The organism is Geodermatophilus poikilotrophus (genome assembly GCF_900111455.1).
GTDB classification, from domain to species: Bacteria; Actinomycetota; Actinomycetes; order Mycobacteriales; family Geodermatophilaceae; genus Geodermatophilus; species Geodermatophilus poikilotrophus.
Window position 1 is genome coordinate 302,352 of sequence record NZ_FOIE01000006.1, and the last position, 16,149, is coordinate 318,500.

General features: G+C 76.0%; 15 protein-coding genes and 1 pseudogene. 10 read left to right on the forward strand and 6 right to left on the reverse strand.

Annotated features, from left to right (window positions below; translation table 11 throughout):
• Positions 1–17 precede the first annotated feature (17 nt).
• The 7 genes and pseudogenes from rnc (at position 18) to BMW27_RS15560 (ending at position 7,220) form a co-directional block, all read left to right on the forward strand.
• Positions 18–830 (forward strand): ribonuclease III, encoded by an 813-nt coding sequence (gene rnc / locus BMW27_RS15530; protein WP_091445613.1) that lies wholly within the window; start codon positions 18–20, stop codon positions 828–830.
• Between the two features lie 6 nt (positions 831–836).
• Positions 837–1,715 carry a bifunctional DNA-formamidopyrimidine glycosylase/DNA-(apurinic or apyrimidinic site) lyase gene (gene mutM, locus BMW27_RS15535; RefSeq protein ID WP_091445615.1) on the forward strand — a complete coding sequence of 293 codons (879 nt, stop codon included), beginning with the start codon at positions 837–839 and terminating at the stop codon, positions 1,713–1,715.
• Between the two features lie 76 nt (positions 1,716–1,791).
• The gene (locus BMW27_RS15540; RefSeq protein WP_091445617.1) at positions 1,792–2,061 is read left to right on the forward strand and encodes an acylphosphatase; all 270 of its coding nucleotides are present in this window, start codon (positions 1,792–1,794) and stop codon (positions 2,059–2,061) included.
• Between the two features lie 149 nt (positions 2,062–2,210).
• Entirely contained in the window at positions 2,211–2,402 is a 192-nt protein-coding gene (locus BMW27_RS15545; protein WP_091445619.1) for a hypothetical protein, read from the forward strand.
• An 87-nt stretch (positions 2,403–2,489) separates the two neighbouring features.
• Positions 2,490–6,056, forward strand: coding sequence for a chromosome segregation protein SMC (gene smc, locus BMW27_RS15550; protein ID WP_091445621.1), 3,567 nt, complete (start codon positions 2,490–2,492; stop codon positions 6,054–6,056).
• A pseudogene (locus tag BMW27_RS24665) lies at positions 6,056–6,891 on the forward strand (endonuclease/exonuclease/phosphatase family protein). The gene smc and the pseudogene BMW27_RS24665 overlap by 1 nt, the downstream one beginning before the upstream one ends.
• Positions 6,892–6,926: 35 nt before the next feature.
• Positions 6,927–7,220 carry a hypothetical protein gene (locus BMW27_RS15560; protein WP_245743618.1) on the forward strand — a complete coding sequence of 98 codons (294 nt, stop codon included), beginning with the start codon at positions 6,927–6,929 and terminating at the stop codon, positions 7,218–7,220.
• Here the strand turns inward: BMW27_RS15560 and BMW27_RS15565 are convergent.
• Together BMW27_RS15565 and BMW27_RS15570 are read right to left on the reverse strand one after the other, a co-directional pair.
• On the reverse strand, positions 7,217–8,032 hold the full coding sequence (locus tag BMW27_RS15565) for an endonuclease/exonuclease/phosphatase family protein (RefSeq protein ID WP_091445624.1): 816 nt from the start codon (positions 8,030–8,032) through the stop codon (positions 7,217–7,219). The genes BMW27_RS15560 and BMW27_RS15565 overlap by 4 nt on opposite strands.
• An 83-nt stretch (positions 8,033–8,115) precedes the next feature.
• Positions 8,116–9,810 (reverse strand): alkaline phosphatase D family protein, encoded by a 1,695-nt coding sequence (locus BMW27_RS15570; RefSeq protein ID WP_091445799.1) that lies wholly within the window; start codon positions 9,808–9,810, stop codon positions 8,116–8,118.
• Between the two features lie 70 nt (positions 9,811–9,880).
• Here BMW27_RS15570 and ftsY point away from each other — a divergent pair, with 70 nt between their 5' ends.
• Positions 9,881–11,107 carry a signal recognition particle-docking protein FtsY gene (gene ftsY / locus BMW27_RS15575; protein WP_091445626.1) on the forward strand — a complete coding sequence of 409 codons (1,227 nt, stop codon included), beginning with the start codon at positions 9,881–9,883 and terminating at the stop codon, positions 11,105–11,107.
• Between the two features lie 208 nt (positions 11,108–11,315).
• Here ftsY and BMW27_RS15580 read toward each other — a convergent pair whose 3' ends face one another.
• Genes BMW27_RS15580 through BMW27_RS15595 form a run of 4 tightly spaced genes read right to left on the reverse strand, consistent with a single transcriptional unit; the run spans position 11,316 to position 14,002 of the window.
• A complete protein-coding gene (locus BMW27_RS15580) occupies positions 11,316–12,095 on the reverse strand; it encodes an energy-coupling factor ABC transporter ATP-binding protein (protein WP_217638172.1) in 780 nt (259 codons plus the stop codon).
• On the reverse strand, positions 12,092–12,874 hold the full coding sequence (gene cbiQ / locus BMW27_RS15585; RefSeq protein ID WP_091445628.1) for a cobalt ECF transporter T component CbiQ: 783 nt from the start codon (positions 12,872–12,874) through the stop codon (positions 12,092–12,094). The genes BMW27_RS15580 and cbiQ overlap by 4 nt, the downstream gene beginning before the upstream one ends.
• A gap of 1 nt (position 12,875) precedes the next feature.
• A complete protein-coding gene (locus BMW27_RS15590; protein ID WP_217638173.1) occupies positions 12,876–13,304 on the reverse strand; it encodes a PDGLE domain-containing protein in 429 nt (142 codons plus the stop codon).
• The gene (locus BMW27_RS15595) at positions 13,301–14,002 is read right to left on the reverse strand and encodes an energy-coupling factor ABC transporter permease (protein WP_091445630.1); all 702 of its coding nucleotides are present in this window, start codon (positions 14,000–14,002) and stop codon (positions 13,301–13,303) included. Before BMW27_RS15595 ends, BMW27_RS15590 begins: the two co-directional genes overlap by 4 nt.
• A gap of 344 nt (positions 14,003–14,346) precedes the next feature.
• Here BMW27_RS15595 and BMW27_RS15600 point away from each other — a divergent pair, with 344 nt between their 5' ends.
• Together BMW27_RS15600 and BMW27_RS15605 are read left to right on the forward strand one after the other, a co-directional pair.
• Complete coding sequence (locus BMW27_RS15600) at positions 14,347–15,720, forward strand: ammonium transporter (protein ID WP_091445632.1); 1,374 nt, start codon at positions 14,347–14,349, stop codon at positions 15,718–15,720.
• Positions 15,717–16,055: a P-II family nitrogen regulator gene (locus BMW27_RS15605; RefSeq protein ID WP_089304115.1), complete on the forward strand. Its 339-nt coding sequence runs from the start codon at positions 15,717–15,719 to the stop codon at positions 16,053–16,055. Before BMW27_RS15600 ends, BMW27_RS15605 begins: the two co-directional genes overlap by 4 nt.
• The last annotated feature ends 94 nt before the right edge of the window (positions 16,056–16,149 follow it).

The following is a 16,149-nucleotide window of genomic DNA, read 5'->3' on the forward strand; positions in this document are numbered from 1 at the left end:
CCTCGGCAGGACCAGCCGTGGGGACGACGGCCACCGGTACCCAGCCCACTGCGGGCGGGGCCGCCGGCCGTTCCCCGGCCGGTGTGGCGCACGCCGACCGCGCGGCCGCCTGGCTCCTCGACGCCCTGGGTGTCGAGCTGCCCGGCGGCCTGCTGGCGTTGGCGCTGACCCACCGGTCCTACGCCTACGAGCACGGCGGGCTGCCCACCAACGAGCGCCTGGAGTTCCTCGGGGACTCGGTGCTCGGCCTGGTCGTCACCGACGAGCTGTACCGGCGGCACCCCGAGCTGCCCGAGGGCCGGCTGGCCAAGCTGCGCGCCTCGGTGGTCAACATGACCTCGCTGGCCGGCGTCGCCCGCCGGCTCGGTGACGGCGGCCTGGGTCCGCACCTGCTGCTCGGCCGCGGTGAGGAGACCACCGGCGGCCGGGAGAAGGACTCGATCCTCGCCGACGCCGTCGAGGCGATCATCGGGGCCGTGCACGTCGGGCTCGGCCTGGACACCGCCGCGGCGATCGTGCACCGCCTGTTCGACCCGCTGCTCGACCAGGCCGCCACCCGCGGCGCCGGCCTGGACTGGAAGACCAGCCTGCAGGAGCTCGGCGCCCGGCTGGGGCTCGGTGCGCCGACCTACGTGGTCGAGGACACCGGCCCCGACCACGCCAAGACCTTCACCGCCGCCGTCGTCCTCGCCAGCACGGTGCACGGCCGCGGCGCCGGCCGCACCAAGAAGGCCGCCGAGCAGGAGGCCGCCGAGGCCGCCTGGCACGCCCTCTCCGACGGCGCCGGCAGCGACGGCGCGGCCGTCGCGGCCGGGTCCGGGGCGAGCTGATCCGACGTGCCCGAGCTGCCCGAGGTCGAGGTGGTCCGGCGCGGCTTGGAGCGCTGGGTCGCCGGACGCTCCGTCGCCTCCGTCGAGGTCCACCACCCGCGCGCCGTCCGCCGCCACCTCGGGGGCGCCGAGCACTTCGCCGCCGCGCTGACCGGGCGCACCCTCGCCGCCGCCCACCGCCGCGGCAAGTACCTGTGGCTGCCGTTGGCCGAGGACGACGGCACGCCGGCCGGCCAGGCGCTCGTCGCCCACCTCGGGATGAGCGGCCAGCTGCTGGTCGAGAAGCCCGCCCAGCCCGACGAGACCCACCTGCGCGCCCGCGTCACCTTCACCGACGGCGGTCGGGAACTGCGCTTCGTCGACCAGCGCACGTTCGGCGGGCTGGCGGTGGAGGACACCGGTGAGGGCGACGCCGTGCCGCCCCGGGTCGCGCACATCGCGATCGACCCGCTGGACCCGGCCTTCGACGAGGCGGAGTTCTCCACCCGGCTGCGTCGGCGGCGCACGGAGGTCAAGCGCGCGCTGCTGGACCAGACGCTGATCGGCGGCGTCGGCAACATCTACGCCGACGAGTCGCTGTGGCGCGCCCGGTTGCACGGCAGCCGCCCGACCGACCGGCTCACCCGGGCCCAGGTCGGCGCGCTGCTGGAGGGTGTGCGCGACGTCCTCCACGAGAGCCTGGCGCAGGGCGGCACCTCCTTCGACTCGCTGTACGTCGACGTCAACGGGCAGAGCGGGTACTTCTCCCGGCACCTGGCCGTCTACGGCCAGGTGGACCGGCCGTGCCCGCGCTGCGGGACGCCGATCGTCCGCGAGTCCTTCATGAACCGCTCGAGCTACAGCTGCCCGCAGTGCCAGCCGCTCCCGAGGGCCCGCCGCTCGTGAGCGGGCAGCGGCGGGAGCCCGTCAGCGGGGAGCGAGCGAGGCGCGGGGCGCCCCGCCGGAGCGAACGGGGGGAGTCGTGACGCGGCGCGCGGTCGCCCTGGTCTCGGGCTCGGTGCAGGGCGTCGGCTACCGCTGGTTCGTCCGCGGACGGGCCGCGGCGGCGGGACTGGCGGGGTCGGCGACGAACCTGCCCGACGGGTGCGTCGAGGTCGTGCTCGAGGGGGAGGACGCCGCGGTGGAGGCCGTCCTCGTCGAGCTGCAGGGCGCTCAGGCGCCCGGTGCGGTGACGCGGGTCGACGTCCGGGACGAGCCGGTCCAGGGGATCTCCGGGTTCACGACGGCGTGACGAACGTGACACCTCCCCGACACGGGGGCGTTGGAGTGTGCCCGTTGACCTGCGTGTCCTGGCCTGTCACCCTGGGAACACACGGACCGCGCCGACCGTCGTACGGGGCGCAGGTCACACCCTCACGCAGTCGAAAGGCCGTTGTTGCCATGGCCAAGGCCCTGTTCGGTCACGTCGTCGCCCCCGCGGAGCTCCGCGTAGCCGAGGAGAACGCCGTCCTGCGAGCCCGGGTGCGCCGACTGGAGCAGGAACTGCAGGAGCTGCGCGCCCAGCGCGACGCCGCCATCGCCCACGAGCTGCTCAGCCTGGCCGGCGACAACGCCGAGCCCGCGCTCGCCTAGTAGAGGGACCCCTCTGCCCCCCGCCACTCGCAGGCTCGCGACGGGACCCTGCAGAGGGGCCGGCAGCCGGGCGGGGGATGGGCTGTCGTGCACCTGTCCGGTCTGACGCTCAAGGGCTTCAAGTCCTTCGCGTCCACGACGACCCTGCGCCTGGAGCCGGGGATCACCGCAGTCGTCGGCCCCAACGGGTCCGGCAAGTCGAACGTCGTCGACGCCATCGCCTGGGTCCTGGGTGAGCAGGGGGCCAAGAGCCTGCGCGGCGGCAAGATGGAGGACGTCATCTTCGCCGGCACCGCCGGCCGCCCGGCTCTGGGCCGGGCCGAGGTCACGCTCACCATTGACAACTCCGACGGCGCACTGCCCATCGACTACACCGAGGTGTCGATCACCCGTCGGATGTACCGCTCCGGGGAGAGCGAGTACGAGATCAACGGGGACAAGGTCCGGCTGCTCGACGTCCAGGAGCTGCTCAGCGACTCCGGCATCGGCCGCGAGATGCACGTCATCGTCGGGCAGGGCCAGCTCGACGCCGTCCTCTCCGGCCGCCCGGAGGACCGCCGCGCCTTCATCGAGGAGGCCGCCGGCGTCCTCAAGCACCGCAAGCGCAAGGAGAAGGCGCTCCGCAAGCTCGACGCGATGCAGGCCAACCTCGACCGGCTCGCCGACCTCACCGCCGAGCTGCGCCGCCAGCTGAAGCCGCTGGGCCGGCAGGCCGAGGTCGCCCGCCGCGCGGCCGGCGTGCAGGCCGACCTCCGCGACGCCCGGCTCCGGCTGCTCGCCGACGACCTCGTGCGGCTGCGCGACGCGCTGGACGCGGACGTCGCCGACGAGACCGCCGCCCGGCAGCGACGTGCCGTCGTCGAGGCGGAGCTGGCGCGGGCGTCGACGCGCGAGTCGGCGCTCGAGGTCCAGCTCGCGGCCGACGCCCCGCTGCTGGCCACCGGCCAGGACACCTGGTACCGGCTGTCGGCCCTCACCGAGCGCTTCCGCGGCGTCGCGCAGCTGGCCGCCGAGCGGCACCGCCACCTCTCCGCCGCCCCGCCCGCGGCCGCCGCCGGCCGGGACCCCGACCAGCTCGAGGCCGAGGCCGACCGGGTCGCCGCCACCGAGGAGCAGCTGGCCGCAGGGCTGGCGGCCGAGCGCGGCCGGCTGGCGTCCGCCGTCGCGACCCGCACCGAGCTGGAGACCGCCCTCACCGAGGCCGAGCGGGCCTGGGTGGCCGCCGCCCGCGCGCTGGCCGACCGCCGCGAGGGCCTCGCCCGGCTCTCCGGCCAGGTCGCCGCCGCCCGCTCCCGCGTCGCTGCAGGGGAGTCGGAGATCGAGCGGCTCGCGCTCGCCGCCGGCGAGGCCGCCGAGCGCGCCGAGGTCGCCGCCGAGCGGCTGGCCGAGCGCCGGGGGGCGGTGGCCGAGCAGGAGGACGGCGACGTCGCGCTGGTCACCGCCCACCAGGACGCCGTCGCCGCGCACGCCGAGGCGGCCCGGGCGGTCACCGAGCTGGCCGCCGCGGAGCGCGCCGCCGAGCGCGACCGCGCCTCCTGGCAGGCCCGGCGCGACACCCTCGCCCAAGGGCTGGCGCCGGCCGACGGGGCCGCGGCCGTGCTCGCCGCCGACCTGCCCGGCGTGCTGGGCCCGTTCGCCGACCGGGTGACCGTCGCGCCCGGTGGGGAGGTCGCGCTGGCGGCCGCCCTGGCCGGCATGGCCGACGCCCTCGTCGTCGACTCCGTCGCCGGAGCCGCCGCGGCGCTGGCACACCTCAAGGACGTCGACGGCGGCCGGGCCGGGCTGCTCGTCACCGGCGGCCTGCCCGCACTGCCCCGGGAGGGCTGGCCGGAGCTCCTTGAGGGCGTGCGCTGGGCCCGCGACCTCGTCGACGCCCCCGAGGAGCTGCACCCGGCCCTGGACCGCGCGCTGGACCGGGTCGCCGTCGTGCCCGGCCTGGACGCCGCCGTCACCCTCGTCGGCACCCACCCGCGGGTGCGGGCGGTGACCGCGGACGGCGACCTGGTCGGCTCCGACTGGTCGGCCGGCGGCCAGGCCAACGCCCCCTCCGGCCTCGAGGTCCGCGCCCGGGTCGACGACGCCGGCCGGGAGCTGGCCGCCGCGGCCGCCCGCGCCGCCGAGCTCGCCGATCGGCTGGCCGCCGCGCGCGAGACCGCCCGTGCGCGCTCCGCCGACGTCGACGAGGCCCTCGCCGCGCGCCAGGCCGCCGACCGCAGTCGCTCCGCGGTCGCCGCGCAGCTGGCCGAGCTCGGTGCCGCCGCCCGGTCCGCCGCCGCCGAGGCCGAGCGCTCCTCGGCCGCCCGGGTCCGGGCCGAGCAGGCGCTGGAGCAGGCGCAGACCGCGCTCACCGGGCTGGAGCAGCGGCTGGCCGAGGCCGAGGCGGCGCCGGTCGAGGAGGAGCCCGACCCCGCCGAGCGGGACCGGCTGCGGCTGGAGGCGGCCGCGGCTCGGCAGGCCGAGACCGAGGCGCGGCTGGCCGTCCGCACCGCCGAGGAGCGGGCCCGGGCGTTGTCCGGGCGGGCCGAGTCGCTGCGCCGGCAGGCCCGCCAGGAACGCGCCGCCCGTGAGCGCGCCGCCGCTGCCCGGGTGGCCCGCGAGCGGGGCGCGCAGGTCGCCTCCCGGGTGCGGTCCGGCGCGGAGGCGGCGCTCACCGCGCTAGCGTCGTCCCTCGCCCGGGCCGTCGTGGAGCGGGACGAGCTGGCCCGCGTGCGCACCGCCCGCGAGGCCGAGCTGCTGGAGGTGCGCGTCGCCGTCCGCGCCGCCACCGCCGAGCTGGAGCGGCTGACCGACGAGGTGCACCGCGACGAGGTGGCCCGCGCCGAGCAGCGCTACCGCATCGAGGCGCTGGAGGGCCGGGCGGCCGAGGAGTACGGCGTCGACCTGCCCACCCTGCTCGGCGAGTACGGGCCCGCCGCCCCGGTGCCGCCCACCCCGGCGCAGGTCGCCGCCGCGCAGGCCGCGGGGGAACCCGAGCCGGCCCCGGTGCCCTACGACCGTGCCGCCCAGGAACGCCGTGCCGCCAGGGCCGAGCGCGACCTGACCACGCTGGGCAAGGTCAACCCGCTGGCGCTGGAGGAGTTCGCGGCGCTGGAGGAGCGGCACGGCTTCCTGGCCACGCAGCTCGAGGACCTCAAGGCGACCCGCCGCGACCTGCTCACCGTCGTCCGCGAGGTCGACGGGCGCATCCACGACGTCTTCGCCTCGGCCTTCGCCGACGTGCAGCGGGAGTTCGAGCAGGTCTTCGCCGTGCTCTTCCCGGGCGGGCACGGCCGGCTGCACCTGACCGACCCCGAGGACCTGCTCACCACCGGCGTCGAGGTGGAGGCCCGCCCGCCCGGCAAGAAGGTCAAGCGGCTCTCGCTGCTGTCCGGCGGCGAACGGTCGCTGACCGCCGTCGCGCTGCTCGTGGCGATCTTCCGGGCCCGGCCCTCGCCGTTCTACGTGCTCGACGAGGTCGAGGCCGCGCTCGACGACGTCAACCTCGGCCGGCTGCTCACGCTCGTCGGGCAGCTGCGCGCGACCTCGCAGCTGATCGTCATCACGCACCAGAAGCGGACGATGGAGATCGCCGACGCGCTGTACGGCGTCAGCATGCGCGGCGACGGCATCACCGGCGTCATCAGCCAGCGCCTCCGGGAGGCCGAGAGCGCCTGATGGCCGAGGCGGACGGGCTGCGGGTGCTCACCTGGAACCTGTGGTGGCGCTTCGGCGCCTGGCAGGACCGGCAGACGGCGATCGAAGCGGAGCTGGCGGCCGCGCGGCCCGACGTCTGCGCGCTGCAGGAGGTCTGGATCGGCCCCGAGGGTGACCAGGCCGAGCTGCTCGCCGGGCGGCTGGGCATGCACGCGGTCGTCGCCCCGAGCCCGGCGCCGGGACGCTGGCAGCGCCGCCTCGGGGATCCGGCCATCGGCTTCGCCAACGCCGTCCTCAGCCGCTGGCCGATCACCCGCAGCGCCGTCCACGACTTGCCGGCCCACCCCGGGAGGACGGAGAGCGAACCGTCCTGCACGCGGAGATCGCCGCCCCGGGCGGGACGGTCGACGTGTTCACCACGCAGCTGGACTCCGCTCCCGACCGCTCGGCCACGCGCTGCGCCCAGGTGGAGGAGGTCGTGCGTTTCGTCGCGGCCCGCGCCGGCACGGCGCACCCGCCGGTGGTCACCGGTGACCTGAACGCCGAGCCGGACTCCGACGAGATCCGGCGGCTGTGCGGGCACAAGACCGCACCGGTCGTGCCGGGCACCGTGCTCGTCGACGCCTGGCGCTACGCCGGTTCGGGTGAGGCGGGCTGGACCTGGGACCGGCGCAACCCGCACGTGGCGGCGACCTTCGAGCCGAGCGCGCGGATCGACTACGTGCTGGTCGGACCGCCCACCGCCGGGGGGCGCGGACACGTGCGCGGCGTCCGGCTCGTCGGCGACCGGCCCGTCGACGGCGTGTGGCCGTCGGACCACTGCGGGGTGCTCGCCGAACTCGGGGGCGCCCGGTGATCGGAGTCCGACGGGTCGCACCGGCGGAGGAGGCGGTGCTCCGCGACGTCCGGCTGCGCGCGCTGCTCGATGCACCGTCGGCCTTCGCCTCACCCCACGACCGCGAGGTGGCCTTCGGCGAGGACGAGTGGCGTGGCCGGATCGCCGGTGGTCCGTGGTGGCCGGCGTACGCGGACGGCGCACGGACGGTGGGCCTCTGGGTGGCCGACGGCAACGACCGCGCGCGCCGGTCCCACGAGCGCCTCGGCTCCACCGGCACGGACGAGCGGCAGCCCCTGCCCAGCGATCCGGGCACCAGCGAGGAGCGGGTGGAGCGCGTCCTCCGCTAGACCCCGGAGCGCACCTCGAGGTCGACGACCAGCGGCAGGTGGTCGGAGGCGCCGGCGGCGTCCAGCACGTGCGCCCGGGTCACGCCGACGCCGGGGGAGACCCACACCTGGTCGATCCGCCGGTGCGGGCGCCGGGCCGGGTGCGTCCCGCCGCGCCGGGCCTGCCAGAACCGCCAGCCGGCCCGGTCCTCGCGGTCGGGGGCCAGCTCCCAGGCGTCGGTGAAGCGCCCGGTCAGCGGGGCCAGCTCGGGGGCCCGGGGGTCGGCGTTGAAGTCCCCCACGAGGACGCCGGTCTCCATCGGCTCGGTGTGCAGCTGCGCGATCGCGGCGATCTGCTCCGCGCGCTCCTCCGGGGAGCGGGTGGAGAGGTGGGTGGTCGTCACCCACAGCGCGGCGCCGTCGAGCTCGACCATGGTCCGCAGCGCGCTGCGCGGCTCGCCGCTGCCGGGCAGCGGGTGGACGTCGCTGATCAGGATGGGCAGCCGGGACAGCAGCGCGTTGCCGTACTGGCGGCGCAGGCCCTCGTCCCGGCGCGGCTCGTCGATCGCCGGACCCCAGGCCAGCTGCATGTCCAGCGCCCGGGACAGCAGCAGGGCCTGGTCGACGTCCTCGCTGCGCCCGCCGAAGTGCCGGTCCACCTCCTGCAGGCAGATGAGGTCGGCGTCCGCGGCGGCGAGCACCGTGGCCAGCCGGGGGAGGTCGTGGCGGCCGTCGTCCCCGACGCCGTGGTGGGTGTTGAAGGTGACCAGCCGGACCGGGACCGGCGGCTGGTCGGGACCGGGAGCGGGCCTCGTGCCCAGGGGGTCGCTCACGAATCCCTCCTCGCTGGCGCTCGTCGGCTCCGTTCGCGGGCGCTGCTGTGCCCATGGTGAGCTCGCGAGCTCGCTCGTCCGCGTCAGCCTGTCACCTCCGCCGGGACCGGGTTCGACAGCGGCAGATCGGCGACCAGCCGCAGCCGCTCCTGGCCCTCGTCGTCCCGGTCGCTGACGAACAGCCGGAAGGAGGCGTCGCGGTCGTGCAGCACCAGCTCGCCGAGCTGGTTGCCGAAGTACGGTCCGGCCTGCTTGGCCCAGTCCAGCTCCGAGGGGCGGACCCGGGCCAGGCGGGACACCCCCGTGGTGAGCCGGCGGGCCCAGCGGCTCCAGCCGATGCGGAAGCCCACCCGGATCGGGTGCGGCGCCTGGTTGTGCAGCGGGGACACGGTCAGCTGGTGCACCCGGGTGCTCAGGCCGTCGGGTTGCACCAGCTCGGCGGCGTAGGCGTGGTGGACGTCGCCGGAGAGCACCAGCACGGTCGCCGGCGCCCGACCCCGCTCGCCCCGGGCCAGCCCGACCAGGGCACGGCCCAGCCGCTCGAAGGAGTCGCCGAACGCGGCCCAGTGCTCGAGGTCGGCGGCCTGGCGGAGCTGTTCGGAGACCCAGCCCAGCGGACGGCCCAGGTGCCGCCGGACGAGCGTCTCGTTCCACCGCTCCACCTGGTGGATGGCGTGCGGCAGCAGCCAGGGCAGCGAGGTCCCCAGCACCAGGTGCTCGACCCCCTCGTCGACGGCGCGGCGCATCGCCGCCTCCACCCAGGCGAACTCGTCCTCGTCGAGCATCCCGCGGGCGGACTCCTCCAGCACCCGGCCGGCGCGGCTGTCGACCATGATCATCCGCGCCTCGCCCCAGTGCCGCACGTAGCTCCAGCGGACCGAGCGGGGATCGCGGTCGGCGGCCTCGGCCATGGCCTGCAGCACCGGCTCGGCATCGTCGCGGTGCTCCTGGACCGCCCGCCAGGTCTCGTTGTCGGCCAGCTCCTGCGGGCTGAGGTTGCCCAGGTGCTGGTAGACCCAGTAGCTGACCAGGCCTCCGCAGATGCGGCGGGTCCACCAGTCCTGTCCGGTCACCTTGCGGCGCCATGCGGCGGAGGTGTTCCAGTCGTCGATCATCTCGTGGTCGTCGAAGATCATCGACGACGGCACGGTCGACAGCAGCCAGCGCACCTGCGGATCGCTCCAGGACTCGGCGTAGAGCCGGGTGTACTCCTCGAAGTCGTCGACCTGGGCGTTCCGCGGGGTCGGCCGCTGCCGGCGCAGGGAGAGCCACTGGCGGGTCGCGCGGGTGAGCTCGTCGGCGTAGACCTGGTCGCCGAGCAGCACCAGCGCGTCGGGCCAGGTGTCCTCGGGCTGGCCGGTCAGTCTCGCGGCATAGGTGTCCAGCGCGTCGGGCGGGATGCCCTCGTCGGCGTCGACGGTGCTGGGGGTGGCGTAGCGGCACGAGCCGAAGGCGATGGTGAACGGTCCGGGCCGGCCCGGCGTCCGGATCCGGCTGCGCGGGAACGCTGACGAGGCCTCCGGCCACACCTGCTCGCCGTCGTCCCCGTCGACGGAGAGGCGCACCTCGTAGGGCGTGGTGCTGCCCGGCTCCAGCCCCTCGACGACGACCAGGGCGTAGTGGTGGCCGTGGACGCAGAAGGTGCGGGCGCGGCGGCCGAGCACCTCCACCTCGCACGGCCGGTCGGTCTCCACCCACACCGTGGCCGACACCGGGTCGACGTGCCGCAACAGGGGACCGAGGAGGAGGACCGGGTTCTCCCGGCCGGGCAGCGGCATGCCGCCCAGGGTGACCCACCCGCACGGGTTCCGCACGGACCTGCGGTGCGGGGCTGGGAGACTGAGGGCCATGGAGTTCGTGCTGATCGCGATCGCGATCCTGCTCGTCGGGCTGATCCTCGGGGTCAGCCTGCTCGTCGGTCGCGGCCGGCGCACCACCCGGCTGGACGACGACGCGGCGGCCGGCACCACGCTGACCCGCCCGCGCCCGCCCGCACCGACGACCGAGGCGCCGCCGCGGCCCACGGGGGCGACGGCCAGCGGGCTGGGGACGACGGCCGAGCCGGACGCCGTCTCGCCCGAGGCCCCACCCGAGGTCGAGCTGCCCCCGGCCACCGCCGAGCCCGGCCTGGTCTTCGAGACCCCACCGCCGTCGGCCGGCCGGCTGGTGCGGCTGCGGTCGCGGCTGGCCCGCTCCCAGTCGAACTTGGGGCGCGGCCTGCTCACCGTGCTCGCGCGCGAGCGGCTCACCGAGGACGACTGGGAGGAGGTCGAGGAGACCCTGCTGGCGGCCGACGTCGGTGTGGCCGCCACCCAGCAGATCGTCGACCGGCTGCGCACCCAGTCGATGGTGCTGGCCACCGCGTCCGGCCCGGAGCTGCGCCGGCTGCTGGTCCGGGAGCTCACCGCCGTCCTCGGCCCCGACCTCGACCGCTCGCTGGGCGTGGACCGGCACGACGGCCGGCCGGGGATCGCCCTCGTCGTCGGCGTCAACGGGGCCGGCAAGACCACGACGGTCGGCAAGATCGCCCGCGTCCTGGTCGGCGACGGCAGGAGCGTCGTCCTGGGGGCCGCCGACACCTTCCGCGCCGCCGCGGCCGACCAGTTGGAGACCTGGGGCGAGCGGGTCGGCGTCCTCACCGTGCGCGGCCGGGAGGGGGCCGACCCGGCGTCGGTCGCCTTCGACGCGGCGCGCACCGGGATCGAGGGCGAGGTCGACACCGTCGTGATCGACACCGCCGGCCGGCTGCACACCAAGGGCGGCCTGATGGACGAGCTCGGCAAGATCAAGCGCGTCGTCGAGAAGGTGGCGCCGGTGACCGAGGTGCTGCTCGTGCTCGACGCGACGACCGGCCAGAACGGCGTCGTCCAGGCCCGGGTGTTCACCGAGGCGGTGACCGTCACCGGCGTTGTCCTCACCAAGCTCGACGGCACCGCGAAGGGCGGCATCGTCGTCTCCGTGCAGCGCGAGCTCGGCATCCCGGTCAAGCTCGTCGGGCTGGGGGAGGGCGCCGACGACCTGGCGCCCTTCGAGCCCGAGGCGTTCGCCGAGGCGCTCGTCGGCGGAGCCGACTAGGGAGGTGTCTCGGCAGGGCCGCCGGCCGCCCACCCGGCGGCCGGCGGCGGGTCGGCACCGCGGCCCGCCGAGATCGCGACGTGCTGGACCGCGGCCGCGGCGCACGAGGCCGACGACCTCGCCGAGCCGGCCGACGACGTGGCCGCGACGCCCGTGGTCCGCCCGGCCGGGTGAGCCGTGTGCGGCGGTCGTCGGCGGCCCGCGCCGGTCAGCCGGCCGCCCGCACGGAGAAGCCGTAGGGCAGCTCCAGCCGGTGGCGGGCCAGCAGGTCGGCGTCGGCGAGCAGCTCCCGGGTCGGCCCGTCGGCCACCACGACGCCGCCGTCGAGGACCACCGAGCGCGGGCACAGCTGCAGGGCGTAGGGCAGGTCGTGGGTGACCATCAGCACCGTCACCGCCAGCGACTCCAGGACCTCGGCCAGCTCGCGCCGCCCGGCCGGGTCGAGGTTGGACGACGGCTCGTCGAGCACCAGCACCTCGGGGTGCATGGCCAGCACCGTGGCCACGGCGACCCGCCGGCGCTGGCCGAAGGAGAGGTGGTGCGGAGGCCGGTCGGCCACCCCGGTCATCCCGACCTGCGCCAGCGCGGCGGTCACCCGGGCCTGCACCTCGCCCTCGGGCAGGCCGAGGTTGCGGGGGCCGAAGGCGACGTCCTCGCCGACGGTGGGCATGAACAGCTGGTCGTCGGGGTCCTGGAAGACGATGCCGACCCGCCGCCGGACCTCCTGCAGGTTGCGCCGGTCGACCGGCAGGCCGGCCACGTGCACGCCGCCGCGCCCGCCGGTCAGGATGCCGTTGAGGTGCAGCACCAGCGTGGTCTTGCCGGCGCCGTTGGGCCCGAGCAGCGCCACCCGCTCTCCGCGCTCGACGCGCAGGTCGACGCCGTACAGCGCCTGGTGCCCGTCGGGGTAGGCGAAGGCGAGGTCCTCGACACGCAGGGAGGGCTCCGGACCGGAGGAGCTCAGCGGGGAGGGGGCGGGGCTGGTCACCCGAGCAGCAGACCAGACACCAGGACGGCGGCCGCACCCAGCGGGAGGACGAGGGCGGTCAGCCACGCCCGCACGGGCACCGCGGTGACCGGGCCGCCCGGCATCCGGCCGGTGTAGCCGCGGGACAGCATCGCCAGGTGCACCCGCTCCCCGCGCTCGTAGGAGCGGATGAACAGCGACCCCGCGGCCGGGCCGAGCACCCGCAGCGCGCCGAGGTTGCGGCCCTCGAACCCGCGGGACTCGCGGGCCACCCGCATCCGCCTCAGCTCGCCACCGACGACGTCGGCGTACCGGATCATGAACATCAGGATCTGCACGAGCAGCGAGGGCAGCCGCAGCCGCTCGAGCCCGGTCAGCAGCGCCCGGGGCTCGGTCGTGGCGGAGAGGACGACGGCGGCGAGCACCGACAGCGTCGCCTTGGCCAGCAGCCCGCCGGCGGCGGCCAGACCGCTCTCGGAGACCGCGATGCCGGCGACCTCCACCCGCGGCCCCTGCGCCACGAAGGGCAGCAGCAGGGCGAACAGCACGAACGGGACCTCGATGGCGAGCCCGCGGGCCAGCCGGCCCGGCCCGACGCCGGCCACGGCAGCGGCGAGGAGCACGAGCGCCAGGTACCCCCCGTAGGCCGTCCACGACCAGGCGGCGTGCACGGGGGTGGCCACGGCGACCAGGGCGAAGCCGAGGACGGCGACGACCTTCGCGTGGGGCTCCAGCCGGTGCACCGGGCTGTCCCCGGCGAGGTACGCGGCACCGAGGACGCCGCCGTGCACGGCGGCCACGTCAGTCCTCCGCGGGCGCGGCGTCCCGGCCGCGGCGGCGCAGCAGCAGCGCCAGGCCACCGGCGAGCAGCAGGGTCACCAGGACGCCGACGACGCCGGCCAGTCCGCCGGAGAGCCGTTCGGAGCCGACGCCGGAGACGCCGTAGTCGGCCAGCGGCGAGGCCGCGACCGCGCTGTCCTCGGCGGTGTCGAGGAAGCCGGCCTGCTCGGCGGCCCACTCCAGCCCGTCGGGGGAGGCGCTGGCGTACCAGCTGACGACCCCGGCCACGAGGAGGGCGACCGCCAGGCCGGCGACCCAGGGGCCGCGGCCGCGCCTCGCCGGGCCCGCCGGCTTGCTCCCGTGCGGCGCCGGCACGTGCGCAGAGCCGCTCACCGGGCTCACCGGCTCGCTCCCGGCCGGCGGGGCCGGCACCTGCGCGGAGCCGCTCACCGGGCACCCGCCGGCACCGAGGTGGGCCGCTCGGCCAGCAGCGCGGCCCGGCGCAGCGCCCGGGCGCCGTGGACCAGGTCGGGCCGGACGGCGAGGACCGCACCGACCACCGCGACGGTGATGGCCGCTTCGCCGAGCCCGATGAGCACGTGCACCCCGCCCATGGCCGCGGCCACCGTGCCCACCGCCACGTCGGCGACCCCGCCGACCGCGAACAGCCCGACGAAGGCCAGCGCCGCCACCGGCACCGAGACGAAGGCCGCCGTGCCGGCCGCGGCCAGCACGCTGCCGCGCGTCGTGGGCAGCACCGCCGTCAGCAGCCGGAACACCGCCCAGCCCACCGCGATGGCGACCAGGCCGAGCAGGGTCACGTTGGTGCCGAGCGCCGTCAGCCCGCCGTCGGCGAACAGCAGGGCCTGCACCACGAGCACCACGGTCATGCAGAGCACCGCCGTCCACGGGCCGACCAGGACGGCGGCGAGCACCCCGCCCATCAGGTGCCCGCTGGTGCCCGCGCCGACCGGGAAGTTGACCATCTGCACGGCGAAGACGAAGGCGGCCGTGAGGCCGGCCAGGGGAGCGGTGCGCTCGTCGAGCTCGCGCCGGGCGCCGCGCAGCGCCAGGGCCACGCCGCCGGCGGCCACGGCCGCCGTGGCGACCGACGTCGGGGCGTCGAGGAACCCGTCGGGAACGTGCACGCTGCCTCCTCGGGAGGGCTGCCCTGCCTGGTGCGGCGGACGACTCCGGCCGACCTTATTGCAGTCCTCTCGCAGTTGCACATTCCTTGCAACAAGGCGCAGCGGGCCTCTCAGGGGCCCGGCGCAACACGGCCGGAACACGGGGACCGGACACGCGGGCGGGAGTTCACCGCCCGGAAACAGTGGCGCGCCGGTCGCCGAAACGTGCCGACGGCACCGTGAACGCCACGTCGCCCCTCCGCGGAGGGGCGCCGCTCAGCCCCCGGCCCGGGCGTCCCGACGTCCCGGCCCCGCCCCGTGGCCGGCGCCCGACGCCGGCCACACCGATCTGTCAGGAGGTTGCCGTGGACACCGGCGACACCGCATGGGTCCTGGCCAGCGCCGCCCTGGTGCTGTTCATGACCCCCGGACTGGCTCTCTTCTACGGCGGCATGGTCCGCGCGAAGAGCGTCCTCAACATGATGATGATGAGCTTCGGCGCGCTGGCCCTGATCAGCGTGCTGTGGGTGCTCTACGGGTACTCGATGGCCTTCGGCGACGACATCGGCGGCGGCCTGCTGGGGAACCCGCTGGAGTTCGCCGGGCTCTCCCCGCTGCTGGGCACCAGCGGCCTGGACGGCGGCTTCCAGCCCGAGAGCCTGGTCTTCACGGTGCCCTCGATGGCCTTCGTCGCCTTCCAGGCGATGTTCGCCATCCTCACCGTGGCGCTGATCTCCGGCGCCATCGCCGACCGGGCCCGCTTCGGCCCGTGGATGGTCTTCGCCGGCGTCTGGGCGACGCTGGTCTACTTCCCGGTCGCGCACTGGGTCTTCGCCTTCGACGGCGCGGAGTCCGAGACCGGTGGCTGGATCGCCAACGACCTGCTGGCCATCGACTTCGCCGGCGGCACCGCGGTGCACATCAACGCCGGTGCGGCGGGCCTGGCGCTGGCCCTGGTGCTGGGCAAGCGGCGCGGCTTCGGCCGCGACCCGATGCGGCCGCACAACCTGCCGCTGGTGATGATCGGCGCTGGGATCCTGTGGTTCGGCTGGTTCGGCTTCAACGCCGGCTCGGCGCTCGCCGCCAACGGGCAGGCCGCCGAGGTCTTCGTGACCACGCTGGTCGCCACCGGCGCCGCCACCCTCGGCTGGCTGCTGATCGAGAAGCTGCGCGACGGCCACGCCACCTCGCTGGGCGCTGCCTCCGGCGTCGTCGCCGGCCTGGTCGCCATCACCCCGGCCTGTTCCTCGGTGACCCCGGTCGGCGCGGTCCTCGTCGGCCTCGTCGCCGGCATCGTGTGCGCGCTGGCCGTCGGCCTGAAGTACCGCCTCGGCTACGACGACTCGCTGGACGTCGTCGGGGTGCACCTCGTCGGCGGGGTCTGGGGCACCCTGGCGGTGGGCCTGTTCGCCTCCGCCTCGACCACGGCCGGGGTCGACGGCCTCCTCTACGGCGGCGGCCTCGACCAGCTGTGGCGGCAGGCGGTGGGGGCCGGAGTGGTGCTGGTCTACTCCTTCGTCCTCACCCTGGTGATCGGCTTCGTGATCCAGAAGGCCATGCGCTTCCGCGTCGCGGAGGAGGACGAGGTCACCGGCATCGACTCCGTCGTGCACGCCGAGACCGGGTACGACCTCGACTCCCTCGGCGGCGGCAGCGGACGCGGTGCCGCGACACTGGGCACGCAGGCGCACGCCGAGGCGCGCGGCATGACCGTCACCACCGAAGGGAGCCGGGCGTGAAGCTCGTCACCGCCATCGTCAAGCCGTTCAAGCTCGACGACGTCAAGAACGCCCTCGAGCTGATCGGCATCGCCGGGCTCACCGTCAGCGAGGTCCAGGGCTTCGGCCGTCAGCGGGGCCACACCGAGGTCTACCGCGGGGCGGAGTACCAGGTGGACTTCGTGCCGAAGGTCCGCATCGAGGTCGTCGTCGGCGAGGTCGAGGCCGCCCGCGTCGTCGACGCCATCGTCGAGGCCGCCTCCACCGGCCAGATCGGCGACGGGAAGGTGTGGGTGACCACGATCGACGAGATCGTGCGCGTCCGCACCGGCGAGCGCGGGGCCGACGCGCTCTGAGACCCGGTCCCCTGCAGCGGCCCGCGGCGAGCTCGCGAGCCGTGGGGGGCAGGGGGTCCTTCGACGGCCGGGGTGGCGGGTCGAGCACCTGCCA

Bases quoted from the DNA above. Each gene is read 5' to 3' on its own strand.
- BMW27_RS15570 (WP_091445799.1), bottom strand. From the start codon at position 9,810: ATGCCGCTGCCCGGCCGGGAGAACCCGGTCCTCCTCCTCGGTCCCCTG.
- ftsY (WP_091445626.1), top strand. From the start codon at position 9,881: ATGGAGTTCGTGCTGATCGCGATCGCGATCCTGCTCGTCGGGCTGATC.
- BMW27_RS15545 (WP_091445619.1), top strand. From the start codon at position 2,211: ATGGCCAAGGCCCTGTTCGGTCACGTCGTCGCCCCCGCGGAGCTCCGC.